15 protein-coding genes are annotated in these 17,379 nt (G+C 37.9%); 1 reads left to right on the forward strand and 14 read right to left on the reverse strand.

The genetic code is table 11. The features are described 5' to 3' along the window. Positions 1 to 63 precede the first annotated feature (63 nt). From GMB86_RS09460 to rimP, 13 genes are all read right to left on the reverse strand, one after another. Positions 64 to 1,323 (reverse strand): M16 family metallopeptidase, encoded by a 1,260-nt coding sequence (locus GMB86_RS09460; RefSeq protein ID WP_329602852.1) that lies wholly within the window; start codon positions 1,321 to 1,323, stop codon positions 64 to 66. Between the two features lie 175 nt (positions 1,324 to 1,498). Beyond that, a complete protein-coding gene (locus GMB86_RS09465; RefSeq protein ID WP_155219009.1) occupies positions 1,499 to 2,464 on the reverse strand; it encodes a polysaccharide deacetylase family protein in 966 nt (321 codons plus the stop codon). 229 nt (positions 2,465 to 2,693) lie between these two features. Continuing rightward, positions 2,694 to 4,805: a polyribonucleotide nucleotidyltransferase gene (locus GMB86_RS09470; RefSeq protein WP_155219011.1), complete on the reverse strand. Its 2,112-nt coding sequence runs from the start codon at positions 4,803 to 4,805 to the stop codon at positions 2,694 to 2,696. A gap of 247 nt (positions 4,806 to 5,052) precedes the next feature. Next, on the reverse strand, positions 5,053 to 5,322 hold the full coding sequence (gene rpsO, locus GMB86_RS09475) for a 30S ribosomal protein S15 (RefSeq protein WP_141189313.1): 270 nt from the start codon (positions 5,320 to 5,322) through the stop codon (positions 5,053 to 5,055). A gap of 174 nt (positions 5,323 to 5,496) precedes the next feature. After that, positions 5,497 to 6,447, reverse strand: a complete 951-nt coding sequence (locus GMB86_RS09480; RefSeq protein ID WP_155219013.1) for a bifunctional riboflavin kinase/FAD synthetase — start codon at positions 6,445 to 6,447, stop codon at positions 5,497 to 5,499. 5 nt (positions 6,448 to 6,452) lie between these two features. Continuing rightward, a complete protein-coding gene (gene truB, locus GMB86_RS09485) occupies positions 6,453 to 7,376 on the reverse strand; it encodes a tRNA pseudouridine(55) synthase TruB (protein WP_155219016.1) in 924 nt (307 codons plus the stop codon). Positions 7,377 to 7,559: 183 nt separating this feature from the next. Continuing rightward, positions 7,560 to 7,916: a 30S ribosome-binding factor RbfA gene (gene rbfA, locus GMB86_RS09490; protein ID WP_155219018.1), complete on the reverse strand. Its 357-nt coding sequence runs from the start codon at positions 7,914 to 7,916 to the stop codon at positions 7,560 to 7,562. 13 nt (positions 7,917 to 7,929) lie between these two features. Beyond that, on the reverse strand, positions 7,930 to 8,208 hold the full coding sequence (locus GMB86_RS09495; protein ID WP_329602860.1) for a DUF503 domain-containing protein: 279 nt from the start codon (positions 8,206 to 8,208) through the stop codon (positions 7,930 to 7,932). Continuing rightward, positions 8,208 to 10,364 carry a translation initiation factor IF-2 gene (gene infB / locus GMB86_RS09500; protein ID WP_155219031.1) on the reverse strand — a complete coding sequence of 719 codons (2,157 nt, stop codon included), beginning with the start codon at positions 10,362 to 10,364 and terminating at the stop codon, positions 8,208 to 8,210. Before infB ends, GMB86_RS09495 begins: the two co-directional genes overlap by 1 nt. A gap of 4 nt (positions 10,365 to 10,368) precedes the next feature. Beyond that, on the reverse strand, positions 10,369 to 10,683 hold the full coding sequence (locus GMB86_RS09505) for a YlxQ family RNA-binding protein (protein ID WP_155219033.1): 315 nt from the start codon (positions 10,681 to 10,683) through the stop codon (positions 10,369 to 10,371). Further along, positions 10,676 to 10,951 carry an RNase P modulator RnpM gene (gene rnpM / locus GMB86_RS09510; RefSeq protein ID WP_329602855.1) on the reverse strand — a complete coding sequence of 92 codons (276 nt, stop codon included), beginning with the start codon at positions 10,949 to 10,951 and terminating at the stop codon, positions 10,676 to 10,678. Before rnpM ends, GMB86_RS09505 begins: the two co-directional genes overlap by 8 nt. Positions 10,952 to 10,965: 14 nt before the next feature. Next, entirely contained in the window at positions 10,966 to 12,114 is a 1,149-nt protein-coding gene (gene nusA / locus GMB86_RS09515; protein ID WP_155219035.1) for a transcription termination factor NusA, read from the reverse strand. A gap of 44 nt (positions 12,115 to 12,158) precedes the next feature. After that, positions 12,159 to 12,629, reverse strand: coding sequence for a ribosome maturation factor RimP (rimP, locus tag GMB86_RS09520; RefSeq protein ID WP_155219037.1), 471 nt, complete (start codon positions 12,627 to 12,629; stop codon positions 12,159 to 12,161). A 219-nt stretch (positions 12,630 to 12,848) separates the two neighbouring features. Here rimP and GMB86_RS09525 point away from each other — a divergent pair, with 219 nt between their 5' ends. Further along, positions 12,849 to 13,013, forward strand: a complete 165-nt coding sequence (locus GMB86_RS09525; RefSeq protein ID WP_155219038.1) for a hypothetical protein — start codon at positions 12,849 to 12,851, stop codon at positions 13,011 to 13,013. 67 nt (positions 13,014 to 13,080) lie between these two features. On the opposite strand, the gene GMB86_RS09530 is transcribed toward GMB86_RS09525, so the two are convergent. Next, on the reverse strand, positions 13,081 to 17,373 hold the full coding sequence (locus GMB86_RS09530; protein ID WP_155219040.1) for a PolC-type DNA polymerase III: 4,293 nt from the start codon (positions 17,371 to 17,373) through the stop codon (positions 13,081 to 13,083). Positions 17,374 to 17,379: the final 6 nt, after the last annotated feature.

Raw genomic sequence — 17,379 nt, forward strand, 5'->3', positions numbered from 1 at the left:
TTTTTAAAAGATGATTTCATTGTCATTTTGAATAAAATCTTTAAGCTTATTAGGATTTTATTTTTACTTAGAAATTGAATTAAAAGGTTGAAAGGCTTTCGGTATATCTTCCGTAGGACTTACAATAGAATAGGAAAACGGTTGATTGAAAATGGTCTTTGCAATCGAAGAGACATCGTTTAGAGTCACACGATTAATTGTCTCAATCATCTCATCTATCTCTCTTTGTCGGCCTAATGTTAATTCATTTTTCGCGTTACGATTCATTCGGCTACTCGTACTTTCTAAACTAAGCATCATATTTCCTTTTAATTGTTCTTTACTATTCTCTAATTCTTTTTGGGTAACGCCTTGATCAGCTATTTTCTCAACTGTTTTTAGTAGAGCATCACATAGTTCATCCAATTGATCCCGACCTGTCCCGCCATACAACGTAAGTATCCCACTATCTTTATAAGAGGTATGGAATGAAAACGTTGAGTATGCAAGTCCTCGATCTTCACGAATTTCTTGAAATAATCGACTACTCATACTTCCTCCAAGGATATTATTCATCACAATAAGAGGAAATAGAGTCTCATGATTATTGGCGAGTCCTTCGTATCCAAGGCAAACGTGGGCTTGTTCTGTTTCTTTTTTACGGAGTAAATGTTCTGGCATAAAGGTCGGTTTTTGAAATTCTTGGTGATGGTTTCTCTTAGGCGTCGTTTCAAAAATACGTTCCACAATTGGGATGATCTTTTCATCAACATTCCCAGCTATGGATACAACGATGTTATCAGGTGTATAGAATGCTGTCATGTGATTTCTTAAATCTTGTTGAGTGAAAGATTGAATCGTTTGCTCTGTTCCTAGAATCGGAAATCCTAATGGATGTTTCCCAAAGCTAGCTTCACTTAATAAATCATGAACAAGATCATCGGGTGTATCATCATACATCTTTATTTCTTCACCAATAACTTGCTTTTCTTTATTTATATCTTCCTCATCGAGTTTTGAATGAAAAAGCATATCAGACAAAACATTAACAGCATATTCAGCGTGTTCATCCAGAACCCTTGCATAATAACACGTATATTCTTTGGACGTAAACGCATTGACCTGCCCGCCAATACGATCGAAGCTCTCAGCGATTTCTCGAGCATTCCGATTCATAGTACCTTTGAATAACATATGTTCAATAAAATGGGAAATACCATTGTTTTTTTCGTTTTCATAACGAGAACCCGTTGATACCCAAAAACCAATCGTAACCGATCTGACTGTCGGTAGGTTTTCTAATATGATTCGCACACCGTTTGAGCAAACATGCTTTGTTATCACGTGATGTTCCTCCTGTATCCAAATATTCAATATCTCGTACCATCATAACATTCACAAATAGCGAGGACAAATAGATAAACTGAGACTTCCATCAGTGGGGGTCTATCGTTTTTAAAAATCATTTTTAACTAAAGAGAGAAGTTCCTTTTTCATATAAAAAAATAAACACTTAGATTTATTTTTCAAGTTTCGGTACCACACGTTCTTCACTTAACATGTCTGATACGGTTCCGAAACGGTAGCCTTTATTCTCAATCCCTTTTATCATCTTACTGAGCCCACGACTCGATTCTTTTGTCGGATGCATCAGAATCATCGACCCATTTTCTGTTCGACTGATAACACGCATCACCATAGATGTTGTATCAGGATGTTTCCAATCAACCGTATCTGCTGTCCAAAGAATTGTTCTCATGCCAAGTTGATGTGAAACATTGACTGTTTGTTGATTAAAACTTCCACTTGGTGGGGCCATCAACCTCGGTTTTACATCTAGTGTTGCTTCAATCACTCGGTTTGCTTTCTTCAGACTTGTTGATACGTCTGATTTTGTCATTTTATTTAAATCTGGATGTCCGTAAGCGTGACTGCCTATTTGATGTCCACCCTCTCTGATCATTAAGGCTAATTCAGAATTATCTTCCACCCATTTCCCATCTAGAAAAAAAGTAGCATGTATGTGATGGTGATGCAATACTTTGAGCATTTGAGGTATGTATTCATTCCCCCACGATACGTTTATTAAGAAAGCGACCATCGGTTTTTTTTGGTTTCCTCGGTAAATCGGAGCTGGTGATAAATCTTGAAGATGCTTCTTTGGTGGAACCTCTTTATACACCAATTTTTTCGGGTCAAATTTATTGTTTTTTTTCATCTTTTGGTAGCTTTTCCGAATATCAACGGTTAAACCATTATAACCGGGTATCGCTTTCCAAACTGGATCGATTCGTGCGTCCTGCGGCTTTTCACTTATTTTGCTACGATAACTCGTGATTTGTTGATACAAAGCCGTTTGTTTTGCATTTGTTTCATTCGTTTTAATCGACGTTTCATTAAGTTTAGGAAAGAAAAATACTAGCATAGATCCAAAAATGACGATCGTAAAAAGACAAAAAATCGAAATGTACCATTTTTTCTTCATTCGTCCTCCCTCCCTTGTACAACCTTATGCCTATAAGCTTGTTTTAGAACAATCGGGAGTTCTAAAAATGAAGAACTACACGTATTTTAAATTTATTTTATCTTTTAAACACCAAAAAACTTGGATGACACAATGTCTCCAAGTTTATCCAAAACTTATATTTTTATTCTTTGTTAGTGGAAAGAAATTAAGGAAAAAAGAAGCGGTCAAACCAACCACCTCTTTCCTCTTATGCTTCGGGTTTTTTATTTTCATCCGGAAGGGCTTGCTTCCTAGAAAGTTTGATTCGACCTTGTTTATCGATGTCAATCACCTTAACAAGTACTTCATCGCCTAGATTGAGAACATCTTCAACCTTTGCGACACGTTTATTATCAAGTTCTGAAATATGAACAAGACCATCTCTTTGATTAAACAACTCAACGAAAGCGCCAAACTTTTCAATACGTTTGACTTTTCCTAAGAAAATATCTCCAACATTTACTTCACGTACAATGTCTTCGATGATACTTTTTGCCTTCTCATTCATGTCTTGATTTGTTGAAGCAATAAATACCGTACCATCTTGTTCGATATCAATTTTAACGCCTGTCTGTTCAATAATTTTATTAATGACCTTTCCACCTTGGCCAATCACGTCTCGAATCTTATCAGATTTAATATGCATCGTTAAAATTTTTGGTGCATAATCTGATAGTTCTTTACGTGGTTTTGGAAGTGCCTGAAGCATGGATTCAAGAATCTTCATACGACCGTCTTTTGCTTGTGTTAACGCTGTTTCTAATACTTCACGATTAATGCCAGAAATCTTAATATCCATTTGAAGGGCCGTGACCCCTTTTTCTGTTCCGGCTACTTTAAAGTCCATGTCACCAAGAGCATCTTCCATACCTTGAATGTCCGTTAATACCACAACATCGTCTTCGTATTTGACAAGACCCATGGCAATACCTGCGACCGGTGCTTTAATAGGAACACCTGCATCCATCATGGCAAGTGTACTGCCGCAAATACTTGCTTGAGAAGTCGATCCATTCGATTCAAGTACCTCTGATACTAAACGAATCGTATATGGAAAGTCTTCCTCAGACGGTATAACTGGTTCAAGTGCACGTTCACCAAGTGCCCCGTGTCCAATTTCACGACGACCAGGTGAACGCATAGGACGGGCTTCACCAACACTAAATGGCGGGAAGTTATAATGATGCATAAAGCGTTTTGATTCTTCCATATCCAGCCCATCAAGAATTTGGACATCTCCAAGAGCACCTAGTGTACAAATACTTAAGGCTTGAGTCTGACCACGTGTAAACAATCCTGAACCGTGTGTTCTTGGGAGAATACCTACTTGCGATGACAATGGTCTGATTTCATTGCTTTTCCGGCCATCTGGGCGGATATTTTCACGTACAATCATACGTCGAACTTCTTCTTTTGTTATTTTATATAACACATCTTCAACCATCGCAATGTCGACATCTTCTTCGGCATTTTCCGTTAAGGTTTCAATTACAGATTGTTTAACTTGGTTAATCGCTTCATCACGTGCATGTTTTTCCTCTGTGCGAATGGCTTCAGTTAATCTCGTTCCAAGTATTTCTCTGATTTGTTTTTCAAGTTGTTCATCAGCTTTAAATAACGTCACTTCCATTTTTTCTTTGCCTATTTCTTTTGCGATTTTTTCTTGGAAAGCAACTAATTCTTTTATGGCTTCATGACCGAACAAAATGGCATCCAACATAACGGTTTCAGGAACTTCTTTTGCTCCTGCTTCAACCATGTTAATGGCATGTTTCGTTCCTGCGACTGTTAAGTGAATATCACTCTTTTCTGCTTGTTCGACCGTTGGATTTATAACAAACTCGCCATCCACACGTCCTACAATGACACCTGCTATTGGACCATCAAAAGGCACATCAGAAACACAAAGTGATAAAGATGAGCCTATCATAGCTGCCATTTCAGATGGACAATCTTGATCGACACTCATGACCATACTTACAATTTGAACTTCATTACGAAATCCATCAGCAAATAAGGGGCGAATTGGACGATCAATAAGGCGACTAGCAAGAATCGCTTTTTCACTTGGACGTCCTTCTCTTTTAATAAAGCCCCCAGGTATTTTACCCACTGCATATAATCTTTCCTCATAGTTCACAGTTAAAGGGAAGAATGGCAGATCTTTTGGTTCTTTGGAAGCCGTGGTTGTTGACAATACAGCTGTTTCTCCATAACGAACAAGGACAGCACCATTGGCTTGTTTGGCAAGTTGTCCAATTTCTACAGTAAGTGGCCTTCCAGCCCAATCCATGGTATACGTATGTTTTAATTGTTCCATGATTTTTGTGGCTCCTTTCTATTCATACTATATCACCTAAGCACAAGTAAGCCGTTTTTATATAAATTTCTGTATATACACCTTTATAATTTTTGATAGACAGAAGATCCATACCCTCTTATTTTCTATCAACACATTAAAAATTAGTCTTAAACAAATCGTCAAATCTGATTTATGTATTTATCGTTAATTTGAACCATTATTTAAAAGTACAAAAAAGCGGGAATTATCCCGCTTTTTGTTCATCTTATCGACGTAAACCAAGACTATTGATAAGTTCGCGATAACGTGTTACATCTTTGTTACGCAAGTAAGTTAATAGATTACGACGTTTACCAACCATTTTAAGAAGACCACGACGTGAGTGATGATCTTTCTTGTGAGTACGCAAGTGATCATTCAACGTATTGATCTGTTCAGTTAGGACAGCAACTTGGACTTCTGGTGAACCAGTATCCTTATCGTGTGTTTTATACTCATTAATGAGTTCATTTTTACGCTCTTTTGTTAAAGCCATCCTTTTCACCTCCTTATAAGTTATCCCCAATTACCCTAGCAAATCGTTGGTGAATCGATATGCCACGATATGGTTAAAGTACGAAAGTCGTACAAAATTTAGTTTACACTTTTTATATCGACAATTCAAGTCATAGTTATACATTTTCGATAAAAAATAAATCCAAATACTGCTTTACATTTGACTGTTAGCCATAAAAAAAGCCGCTGCTTCCTTTTTATCTTGTTCCATTCTTTGAATGAGTGCTTCTGCAGAATCGAATTTTTCCTCATCTCGAAGTCGCTTAATCCAAGTCACTTTAACCTCCTGATCATACAGATCACCTTGGAAATCTAAGATATAAACCTCTACTGTTACAGGAACCTCCTCATCATAGAACGTGGGTCTAACACCAACACTGCAAATTCCATTGAGAGATCTTCCTTGTGAATGAAAGGTCACTAAATAAACCCCATTCTTTGGAATGATAAATTCTTCACTGCATGAAACATTAGCTGTAGGAAATCCTAATAACCTGCCGCGTTTGTCCCCATGTACAACAGTACCTCTAATTTCATATTGACGTCCTAACATGACGGAAACATTTGAAAAATCTCCCTCTTCTATGAGAGAGCGGATGATCGTTGAACTTACTTTCTCTCCATTAACATTGACAAATGGCACAATCGTATGATTAAACATACTTCTTGAATAATCATTAATATTCACCATATTACCTGCTGCTTTTTGGCCAAAAGTAAAATCATCCCCAGCGACAATATGTTTAGCATGAAGTTTGATTAAATAATAATCAACAAATTCTTGAGGTGACAGTCGACTAAAATTAAGATCAAAATGGACAAAGTAAGTTACATCAATTCCCAATTCTGCAAACAACTCTGCTTTAACGTCTGGAGGTGTTATGTAATTTTTTCGCTTAGACTTGGGGTTTAGCACAACAGAAGGATGTGGGTGAAAGGTCATAATGGCGGATTGCATCCCTTTTTCATTTGCAATGTCAACAGCTGTTTTAATGACTTTTTGATGTCCTTTATGAACACCATCGAAATACCCAAGAGCTATGACTTTCTCTTTAGCCTTATCTAGCCGGATATCTTCTGGACTCGTTAAGTGAATAATTTCCATCCTTCTCACCTTCTATCATCTTCCTTTATTAGGAGAACTTTTACAGGCTTCATTAATCCCTCTTTGTCGGGATGCTTTTGATAAATCGCCAAGCAATCCCCCTCTTGATTAAAGACGGCAAATGGACTCATGCCTTCTTGTGTTTTTAATGGTAGGACAGCACCATTTAATATTTTCTCTTCTAAATTTTTGTCAACGACCAAACTTGGCATATATTGAAGGGCATAAGAAATAGTCGAAAGACATTCTGAAAATCTATTTTCTTGTACAGCTTGTTCAATTTCTTCAAAGGTAAAACAATCATTGACCTGAAAAGGGCCAGCCGATGTACGAGTTAATGTTTCGAGATGCGCTGGATATCCACATTTTCTTCCGATATCAACAGCTAATGTTCGTACATATGTTCCTTTGCTGCATTTAACATCAAAAGGTATCTCTGATTCAAACACTGACTGATTCCCGTGAATCCTTAATTCATATATGGTCACTTCTCTGACAGGCCTGGTTACTGTCATACCTGCACGAGCATACTCATATAACTTCTTTCCATTCACTTTAACAGCGGAATACATGGGCGGGACTTGTTGAATTACACCTTTGAAAGAATTAAAAACCCTTTCAATGTCCTGACGATTTAATACTCCTTGAACTTTTTTCTCCTCGATCACATGTCCGGTCGCATCCTCGGTATCCGTTGCTCGTCCGAGTTTTATTTTACCACGATATGATTTTGGATAATTGAGTAAGTATTCCGATACTTTTGTAGCTCTACCTAAACAAATGGGGAGAACACCGTCAACTTCAGGATCCAATGTTCCGGTATGACCTATTTTTTTATAGCGTAATAATTTTCTTAATCGATATATACAATCATGAGAAGTCATTCCCTTAGGTTTGTAGAGCGGTAAAATCCCAGTATATGACGACATTTACTCACCTTCTTTAAAGCTTAACAGAATCAAGATACGTCTAAAGGATCAAAAAAATAGAACATAGGTTACATGTCACAAAGCACAAGAGAAAAGGATAGACGTAAACATTGTCTATCCCCGTCTCTTACATTTTTAGCACAATTATGAATGAAAAAGGAGACTAAATCAACTCTTTCGTCATTATTTCATTTCATCATTATGATTGAGCTCATGAAGGAGTTGATTAATGTGGTTGCCATATTCTATAGACTCGTCAAATTTGAACATGATATCTGGTGTCTTGCGCAACCGTATTCTCTTCCCTACTTCTGAGCGGATAAACCCTTTGGCTTTTGACAATCCTGTAATCGTGTTCTCTTTGTCTTCATTACTTCCTAGAACACTAATATAGACTGTTGATTGCTGAAGATCACCAGTAACTTCGACACCTGTGACGGTAACAAAGCCGACTCTAGGATCCTTGATTTTATTTTGAATAATATCACTTAATTCTTTCTTCATCTGTTCACCAATACGGTGAGAACGTAAATTTGCCATGTTGCACCTCACTTTAAAGCCATTCAAAACTTGTCACTGTTCGTTCAATATCCGTTCTCTGATCGATGAGAGCAAGAGCATGATGTAATTCACGCTCAATATGCACCCTCGATGTTCCAACAGATACAAAAGCAAACTTTGATCTTTGCCAGATGTTTTGATAATCTATTTCGCTAGCTGAAAGATTATAGCGCTGCTTTGCTTTTGACAATATACTCTTAATAATGGCACGTTTGTCTTTTAGTGACTGTGGATCATATAGAATACATTCACAAATTGCAGCGCCAATGATCATTTTTGCTTAACTTCTTCCATAACAAAGGCTTCCATAGTATCGCCTTCTTTAATATCATTGAAGTTCTCTAATGTAATACCGCATTCGTATCCTGCAGAAACTTCCTTAACATCATCTTTGAAACGTTTCAATGTATCTACATTTCCTTCGTAAATCACAACACCGTCTCGAATAAGCCTGATTCCTGCTGATCGCGAAATTTTACCTTCAGTGACATAACAACCAGCAATCATCCCTACTTTAGATACTTTAAACGTTGTTCTAACTTCCACTTGACCAATGACTTTTTCTTTAAACTCAGGATCAAGCATCCCTTTCATCGCCGATTCCATTTCGTCAATAGCGTCATAAATAACACGATATAAACGGATATCAACTTGTTCTGCTTCTGCAGTACTTTTAGCATGGTTGTCTGGACGAACATTAAATCCAATAATTATGGCGTTTGAAGCTGATGCAAGAATAATATCAGATTCCGTTATACCTCCAACACCTGTATGGATAATGTTTATTTTACATCCTTCTACTTCTATCTTCCGAAGAGATCCAGCAAGAGCTTCTACAGATCCTTGTACATCCGCTTTGACGATGACATTAATTTCTTTTATGTCACCTTCTTGGATTTTCTGGAAGAGATCGTCTAGACTAACTTTCGATGTTTCTTTTCTATGGGCTAATACAAGACGTTCAGCTCTAGTTTCCCCAATTTGTCTTGCTTTTTTCTCATCTTCAAAGACCATAAATTGGTCCCCAGCGTTAGGAACAAGATTTAAACCAGTGATTTCTACTGGAGTTGATGGTTTTGCATTTTTCACTCGTCTGCCAAGATCATTGACCATTGCTCTTACTCGACCGAAGGCCCCGCCAACAACAATTGGGTCTCCCACATGTAAGGTACCATTTTGTACGAGTAAGGTCGCAACCGGTCCTCTACCTTTATCAAGTTCAGCTTCAACAACGGTACCTCGTGCAAGTGTATCAGGATTTGCTTTATATTCTTCCACTTCGGCAACGAGCAAGATCATTTCTAGAAGTTCATCAATACCTTCTCCACTGAGTGCGGATAATTTAACAAAGATAGTATCCCCACCCCAGTCTTCTGGTATGAGTTCGTGCTCTGTTAATTCTTGCATAACGCGATCTGGATTCGCGCCTTCTTTATCAATTTTGTTTACAGCAACAATAATAGGAACATTCGCTGCTTTCGCATGATGAATGGCTTCGACTGTTTGTGGCATAACACCGTCATCTGCTGCAACAACAAGGATCGTAATATCCGTAATTTCTGCCCCTCTAGCTCTCATTGTTGTAAAAGCAGCATGTCCTGGCGTGTCTAGAAATGTAATTTTCTTGCCTTGATGACTAATTTGATAGGCGCCAATATGTTGTGTAATGCCGCCAGCTTCCCCCTCAGTAACCTTTGTGTGTCTAATGGAGTCCAGTAATGTTGTTTTACCATGATCAACATGACCCATTATGGTCACAACAGGTGGCCTGATTATCGCCGTATCATCATCTATTTCAAATTCACGATCTTCAAATTGAGCTTCATCCTCCACGACTTCTTCCTCTACAGCAACGCCATAGTCCGTTGCTAAGAGTTCAATCGTATCTTTATCTAATTCTTGGTTTTTAGTAGCCATAATACCAAGCATCATTAATTTCTTAATGATTTCAGTCGATTCTCTACCAAGTTTTTCTGCAAATTGGGCAACCGATAAAGAACCTAAAAAGGTGATTTTTTCAGGTAATTTAATTTCTTGTTTTACAGACGGTGACGTACGCTTATTATTTCTTTTCTTGTTATACCTTTTATTATTGGGATGATTATTACTATTACTCTTATTATTCATTCTTTTTCGATTGTCATTTTTGCCACGATTTTGGTTTTGATTTGATTTATTTTGCGTTTTTATAGCTTCCACACGTACCTCTTTGTTTGTTTTATTTTTTGTTTGTCCTTCAGTTTGATTTTCTTTAGTCTCTTTTTTAGTAGAAGGATTCACACTATGATTTAATTTTCCAATGATATCATCTTCGATAACCGACATATGGCTCGAAACTTCTACTCCCAACTGTTTCAATTCCATAATCACTTTTTTACTCGTTAACTGATGTTGTTTTGCATATTCATAGACACGCATCTTACTCATATGTTCACCCCCGTGTAGATTGATCTAACAACGCGATCATTCGCTGACCAAATCCTTGGTCTGTCACCGCAACAAGGACACGTTCAGGTTGGCCAATCGCCCTACCTAGCACTTCTCGATTATCTACTGTGAGAAGTGGTACATCGTAGTAATTGCATTTATTTGATATCGTTTTTTTCGTTCGATCAGAAGCATCGTTTGCCATAATGACGGCAAATGCCTTCTTAGCTCTTATCGATTGGATCACTTGTTCTTCTCCTGAAATGGTCATTCGAGCTCTGCAGGCGAGGCCCAACAATGATTGCCATTGCCTAGTCAATATGGTTCTCCTCTAAATATGACCGCATCGCTTGAAATACTTCTTGAGGCACTTCAGCTTCGAGATGTTTTGATAAGAGTTTTTTTGATTCTGCTTTATCAACAACTTCTCTCTTCATAGAAATGTAAGCTCCCCGACCATTTTTTCTACCCGTTAAATCTAATGATACTTCACCTTCAGGTGACCGAACGACACGAAATAAGGCTTTTTTTTCAGCAGATTCCTGTGTGACAATACATTTACGCATGGGCACTTTACGTTTTTTCACGTCTTTCACCCCACTTATTCGTCTTCAGTGTTTGATTTTTGTTCTTCACTCTCATCAAAATCACTAGGGAGCTCCTCGGATTCAAGAAGTGATTCTTCATGGTTATCACTTTCAGAAAGCAACCCTTGTTCAAGAGCATCTGATTCGCTTTTAATATCTATTTTCCATCCTGTTAACTTAGCTGCAAGTCTTGCGTTTTGCCCTCTTTTTCCAATTGCAAGTGATAATTGGTAGTCGGGTACGACAACGGTTGTTGCCTTGTTTTCTTCATCCACAATGACTTTAAGAACTTTTGAAGGACTTAAACTGTTTGCAACGTAAGTTACTGGATCTTCAGACCAGCGCACAATATCAATTTTCTCGCCTTTTAGTTCATTTACAATGGTTTGAACACGTGCACCTTTTTGACCAACGCATGAACCGACTGGATCAACAGCCGCATCCTCAGCATGTACTGCTATTTTCGAGCGATCGCCCGCTTCACGTGCGATTGATTTAATCTCAACGGTTCCGTCAAAAATTTCAGGTACCTCAAGTTCAAATAACCGTTTTAAGAGTCCAGGATGAGTTCTTGATACCATGATCGAAGGCCCTTTTGTCGTATTTTCAACTTTTGTAAGATACACTTTAATCCGATCATGTGGGTGGTAGGACTCATTTGGCATTTGTTCTGTTAAAGGAAGTAAAGCTTCGACTCTCCCTAAATCAACATAAATGTAACGGTGATCCAGTCTTTGAACGATTCCTGTCATAATATCGTCTTCTCTATCAATATATTCAGAGAAAATGACACCACGTTCAGCTTCTCGGACACGCTGAGTGACAACTTGTTTTGCTGTTTGTGCGGCAATACGGCCAAAATTCTTTGGTGTTACTTCAATCTCAACAGTGTCTTCAAGTTCATAATGTGGATTAATCGCTTTTGCTTGTTCAAGTGAAATTTGGAGTCTTTGATCTTCTACCGTTTCTACAATTTCTTTTCTTGCAAAAACTTTAATTTGACCAAGTCCTTCATTTATATCAACACGAACATTTTGCGCTTGATTAAAATTTCGTTTGTACGCAGAAATTAGCGCTGCTTCTAATGCATCAATAAGAACTTCCTTACTAATTCCTTTATCTTTTTCTAGCGCAGTCATAGCATCTAATAGGTCGCTACTCATTGTCTTATTTTCTCCCCTTTTTAACAATGCAAACTACTTTAGCATTAAAAAATGATCGCAAGTCTTGCACTTGCAATCTTTTCAACGGGTAAAGTGATTTCTTCAACCCTCGTTTTATTTTTAATTGCAAGCGTTACGGCATGTTCATCTGCATGAATCAGTTTTCCTTCAAATTGTTTATTACCTTCTATGGGTTCATATGTTGTAATATGTACCTGCTTTTGAACTGCTTTTTTTAAATCTTCATTTGTTTTCAGTGGCCTTTCTGCCCCTGCTGATGATACCTCAAGAAAGTAAGCTTCTTTTATCGGATCATCTTCGTCAAGCGCTTCACTTAGACGTTCACTGACAGCTGTACACATATCTAAATCAACGCCTTTTGGCGAATCAATAAAAACACGAAGGAACCAGTTCTTACCTTCTTTAACATATTCGAGGTCAACAAGTTCTATATCAAGTTGATCCAATATCGGAAGAATGAGTTCCTTTGTTTGTTCTGATATTTTTCCTGCCATACTTTCGTACCTCCTTTCGAAAACGAAAGAGTGAGGATCTCCTCACTCTTCTAAAAACGACCTATTCATTAGTATCTCCAAAGTCACTATAACATACCTTTTGTTTAAAGGCAACTTTTACTAAATACGGCGAATAGCAAGGAAATGTCTTCCATTCGCAAAGACATTACAAAAGGGAAACCCATCTACGAGATTACTACTTTAAAGATATGATTGCAAATGAATCGGCAAAAAATACGTGTTCAAAAAGGTGACAAATTAGAAGCAAGAAGGTCAAGGCGGCGCCGTTTTGAGGACCGGAATGTAGGTTATTACTACATGAGGACCGGCCTTCCACAGGATGTGGTGGCTTCAACGTTGCTCACAGGACGTGAGCGGCTTTAGTTGAAGATCCTCTTGGCGGGCGTCCGAGATTCGCAGCTTATCATTTGGTGACTTTTTTGAACTTCCTCTAAAATAAAGACAATTGATTCTCATCTGGCATTCCTTCCAAACAACCATGTTGATCTAAATATTCAACAACTGTTTTAGAAAGTTTAGCCCGTTTTTGTAAATCTTCTTTTGATAGAAACTCGCCTTCTTCTCGAGCTTTGACAACGTTAATGGCTGCATTTGTACCTACACCAGGAAGAGCATTAAATGGAGGGATGAGAGTATCCCCATCAACAATAAATTCACTTGCCTTAGAACGATAAAGATCGACAGAAGCAAAATTAAATCCACGTTCACACATCTCAAGCGCTAGTTCAAGAACTACTAATAAGTTCTTTTCTTTTGGAGAAGCATCGAGACCTTTCTTTTCTATTTCTTCAATTTTGCCTCGAATGGCATGTGAACCACGCCTCATCACGTCGATGTCAAAGTCATCCGCGCGTACAGAAAAGTAAGTTGCATAAAAGAGAATAGGATGATGAACTTTAAAGTAAGCAATCCGAATGGCCATTAATACGTAAGCTGTAGCATGTGCTTTCGGGAACATATACTTAATTTTTAGGCAAGAATCAATATACCAATCAGGGACATTATTTTTTTTCATTTCTTCAATCCATTCATCTTGTAAACCTTTCCCTTTTCTTACAGATTCCATAATTTTAAAAGCAAGAGAAGGTTCTAATCCTTTATGCATAAGGTATACCATAATATCATCACGACAACCAATAACATCTTTAAGGACGCAGGTTCGATTATTAATTAGTTCTTGTGCGTTTCCAAGCCAAACGTCTGTACCATGTGAGAGACCTGAGATCTGAACTAGTTCTGCAAATGTGGTTGGTTTGGTATCTTCAAGCATTTGTCTAACAAAACGAGTGCCAAACTCAGGAATCCCTAGAGTTCCCGTTTTACAACGAATTTGGTCTTGAGTAACACCTAAAGACTCCGTTGAACTAAATAACTTCATTACTTCTTTATCATCTGTCGGTATTGTCTTGGGATCCATGCCGCTTAAATCTTGGAGCATCCGAATCGCTGTTGGATCATCGTGACCAAGAATATCAAGTTTTAATAAATTATCGTGTATGGAATGGAAATCAAAGTGTGTGGTTCTCCATTCGGATGTTTTGTCATCTGCTGGATATTGAATCGGCGTAAAGTCATAAATATCCATATAATCTGGAACAACAATGATTCCGCCAGGGTGTTGACCCGTTGTACGTTTTACACCTGTGCATCCTTTAGCTAAACGATCAATTTCAGCGCCTTTGAAATGGGCATTGATATCCCCTTCATACCCTTTGACATAACCGTAAGCAGTCTTATCTGCTATTGTTCCAATGGTTCCTGCACGATAAACTTTATCTTCCCCAAATAATACTTTTGTATAGTTGTGGGCAACAGGTTGATACTCCCCAGAAAAGTTTAAATCGATATCAGGGACTTTATCTCCTTTAAACCCGAGGAACGTTTCAAACGGAATATCATGGCCATCTTTCTTATATGGTGTATGACAATTAGGACATTCTTTATCAGGTAAGTCAAAACCACAAGCAACAGATCCATCAGTGAAAAATTCTGATTGATGACATGTTGGACAGACATAATGAGGGCTCAGAGGATTAACCTCTGTAATGTCCATCATTGTTGCAACAAGTGAAGATCCAACTGAACCCCTTGAACCGACTAAGTAACCGTCAATCAGTGATTTTTTAACCAATTTATGGGCAATGAGATAAATAACGGCGAAACCGTGACCAATGATGCTTTGTAGTTCCTTTTCTAATCGTTTGACGACGATTTCTGGTAAATCCTCACCATAACGTCGATGGGCTTCCCGGTAGCTCATCTCTTTAACTTCTTCCTCAGCACCGTCAATTTTCGGTGTAAAGAGTTTATCTTGGACCGGAGTGACTTCCTCGATGGAATCCGCTATTTTATGCGTGTTGGCCACAACCACTTCTTTTGCTTTTTCTTCCCCCAAAAAAGACAAACACGCCAGCATTTCATCCGTTGTACGGTAATGGACTCTTGGCTGAGTTTGACGATTTAATGGGTTACCCGCTTGAGATGCTATAAGGATTTTTCGATAAAGATGATCGTTTTCATCTAAATAATGAACATTTCCGGTTGCCACGACGGGTTTATTAAGTTTTTCACCTATTTTTACAAGATTAGTTAAAATTTCACGAAGCGCTAATTCATCAGTTACCAATTCTTTTTCAATGAGATGGGCATAATTCTCCGGTGGCTGAATTTCAATATAATCATAGAATTTAGCCACTTCTTCAGCTTCTTTTATAGATTTTTGCATCATTGCTTCAAATAGTTCACCTTTGTCACAAGCCGAACCTATTATGAGACCCTTGCGATGCTTTTCAAGTAGGGAACGCGGGATACGCGGAACTCGATAAAAATAGTTTAAATGAGAAAGTGAAACAAGTTTGTAGAGATTTTTAAGTCCTTCCTGATTTTGAACGAGAATAATAACATGAGTTGGTCTCACACGTTCAAAGCTTCCTTTTCCCATATTGTCATTTAATTGATTATGATACACAATGGACTTTTCATCTGCATCTTTAAGCATTTTACATAATAAATAGCCTGTCGCTTCTGTATCATAAATCGCCCGGTGATGCTGGGTTAAATCAATATTAAACACCTTACATAAAGTGTTTAGTCGATGATTTTTTAAATCAGGATATAGAAACCGTCCGAGTTCAAGAGTATCGATGACAGGATTCGTTGCCTTTTCAAGGCCAATTTGTTCGTAACCATTATTTAGAAACCCCATATCAAAGCTTGCATTGTGAGCCACTAATATGGCATCACCAGCGAAGTCATGAAATCGTTTTAATACATCATCAATTTCTGGAGCACTTGCGAGCATATCATCCGTGATACTCGTTAAATCAATGATCGTTTGCGATAATCGTTCGTGAGGATTGACAAATGATTCAAATCGATCAATGATTTCTCCATCTTTCATTTTGACTGCCGCAAGTTCAATAATCTTGTTATAAACAGCAGATAGACCGGTTGTTTCAACGTCAAAGACGACATAGGTATCGTCTTGTAAGATGCGCTTTTGTTCATTGTAAGCAATAGGTACACCATCGTCGATAAGATTGGCTTCTACTCCATACAAAATTTTAACACCATTTTTCTTTCCTGCTGAATAGGCTTCTGGAAATGACTGGACGACAGCATGATCTGTTATGGCGATAGCTTTATGTCCCCATTCCTTAGCTCGATTGACTAAACTTGTGGCTGTTACAACTGCATCCATTTGACTCATAACGGTATGAGAATGCAATTCAATTCTTCGTTCTCCTTCAGGAGCAGTGTCTTTCTTACGTGCGGGTTTGATCTCTTCAATATCATTTCCTAACATAACCAAATCTCTTACGAACGTGTCGTTTTGCACACCACCTCGAACCTTTACCCATATTCCTTTTTTTAAGCCCAAGAACTTGCTGGCATCATCTTTGTCTCTGGAGAAGGTTTTAACGAGAATGGAATCCGTATAATCGGTGATTTTAAATAGTAACAGCGTACGTCCGCTTCGAAGTTCACGTGTTTCCACATCAAATACGTAACCTTGTACGGTTATGCGTCGTTCTTCATCTTGAATTTGGTTGATCGGAACTGGATCATCCTTAATATCATATCCTATTTGAAATGGACCGGCTGGTGTATCATCAACTTGCTTTTCTTTTGCCTTAGCCTGTTCAATAACGGCTTCAATCACTTTCTGTTTATCTTCTTCGTCTCGTTGCTTTTTAAAGGCCTCATATGCCCTATCGTTCCGTTTAAGATTGACTTCAAGATGTAATGTATGAAATCCACAGTTTACTAGAAAGAGAGATAATGGCTGTTCACATTTACGTTTTATCAATAATGATTCCGCCTCATTGGACGCCTCTAAGATTAATTTACCAGAGTCAATCTGCGGTTTTTGCTGCTTTAATACGGCTTTAATTCCCTGGGACAGCTGCGGAACCTGATCAAGAAAGTATAACCAATAATCTTGAAAAAGAGATGCATCATCGACTGATTCAGTGTTAATTTTAAAGGTTACTTTTGCTATATTATGAAATTGTTTTTTCAATCCACGATCTAACCAGTCATAAACATGGAAAGGCAGTGGCTTTTTTAGTCCAAATGTAAACACCCATTGACGAGTTTCTTGAAAAACGGTTAACTTATGAATCTGACCACCATTAAAATATTTTTCGATCACTTCAGTAGGGGCTTCGAGTTGTTTGAGAAGAATCATAAAACGATCGTGATTCGTTTTTCCTTCATTCATGTTCAA

It is taken from the genome of Terrilactibacillus tamarindi (genome assembly GCF_009718825.1).
Taxonomy (GTDB): Bacteria; Bacillota; Bacilli; order Bacillales; family Sporolactobacillaceae; genus Terrilactibacillus; species Terrilactibacillus tamarindi.

Bases quoted from the DNA above. Each gene is read 5' to 3' on its own strand.
- GMB86_RS09465 (WP_155219009.1), bottom strand. From the start codon at position 2,464: ATGAAGAAAAAATGGTACATTTCGATTTTTTGTCTTTTTACGATCGTC.
- GMB86_RS09470 (WP_155219011.1), bottom strand. From the start codon at position 4,805: ATGGAACAATTAAAACATACGTATACCATGGATTGGGCTGGAAGGCCA.
- rpsO (WP_141189313.1), bottom strand. From the start codon at position 5,322: ATGGCTTTAACAAAAGAGCGTAAAAATGAACTCATTAATGAGTATAAA.
- GMB86_RS09480 (WP_155219013.1), bottom strand. From the start codon at position 6,447: ATGGAAATTATTCACTTAACGAGTCCAGAAGATATCCGGCTAGATAAG.
- truB (WP_155219016.1), bottom strand. From the start codon at position 7,376: ATGTCGTCATATACTGGGATTTTACCGCTCTACAAACCTAAGGGAATG.
- rbfA (WP_155219018.1), bottom strand. From the start codon at position 7,916: ATGGCAAATTTACGTTCTCACCGTATTGGTGAACAGATGAAGAAAGAA.
- infB (WP_155219031.1), bottom strand. From the start codon at position 10,364: ATGAGTAAGATGCGTGTCTATGAATATGCAAAACAACATCAGTTAACG.
- nusA (WP_155219035.1), bottom strand. From the start codon at position 12,114: ATGAGTAGCGACCTATTAGATGCTATGACTGCGCTAGAAAAAGATAAA.
- rimP (WP_155219037.1), bottom strand. From the start codon at position 12,629: ATGGCAGGAAAAATATCAGAACAAACAAAGGAACTCATTCTTCCGATA.
- GMB86_RS09525 (WP_155219038.1), top strand. From the start codon at position 12,849: ATGAATCGGCAAAAAATACGTGTTCAAAAAGGTGACAAATTAGAAGCA.
- GMB86_RS09530 (WP_155219040.1), bottom strand. From the start codon at position 17,373: ATGAATGAAGGAAAAACGAATCACGATCGTTTTATGATTCTTCTCAAA.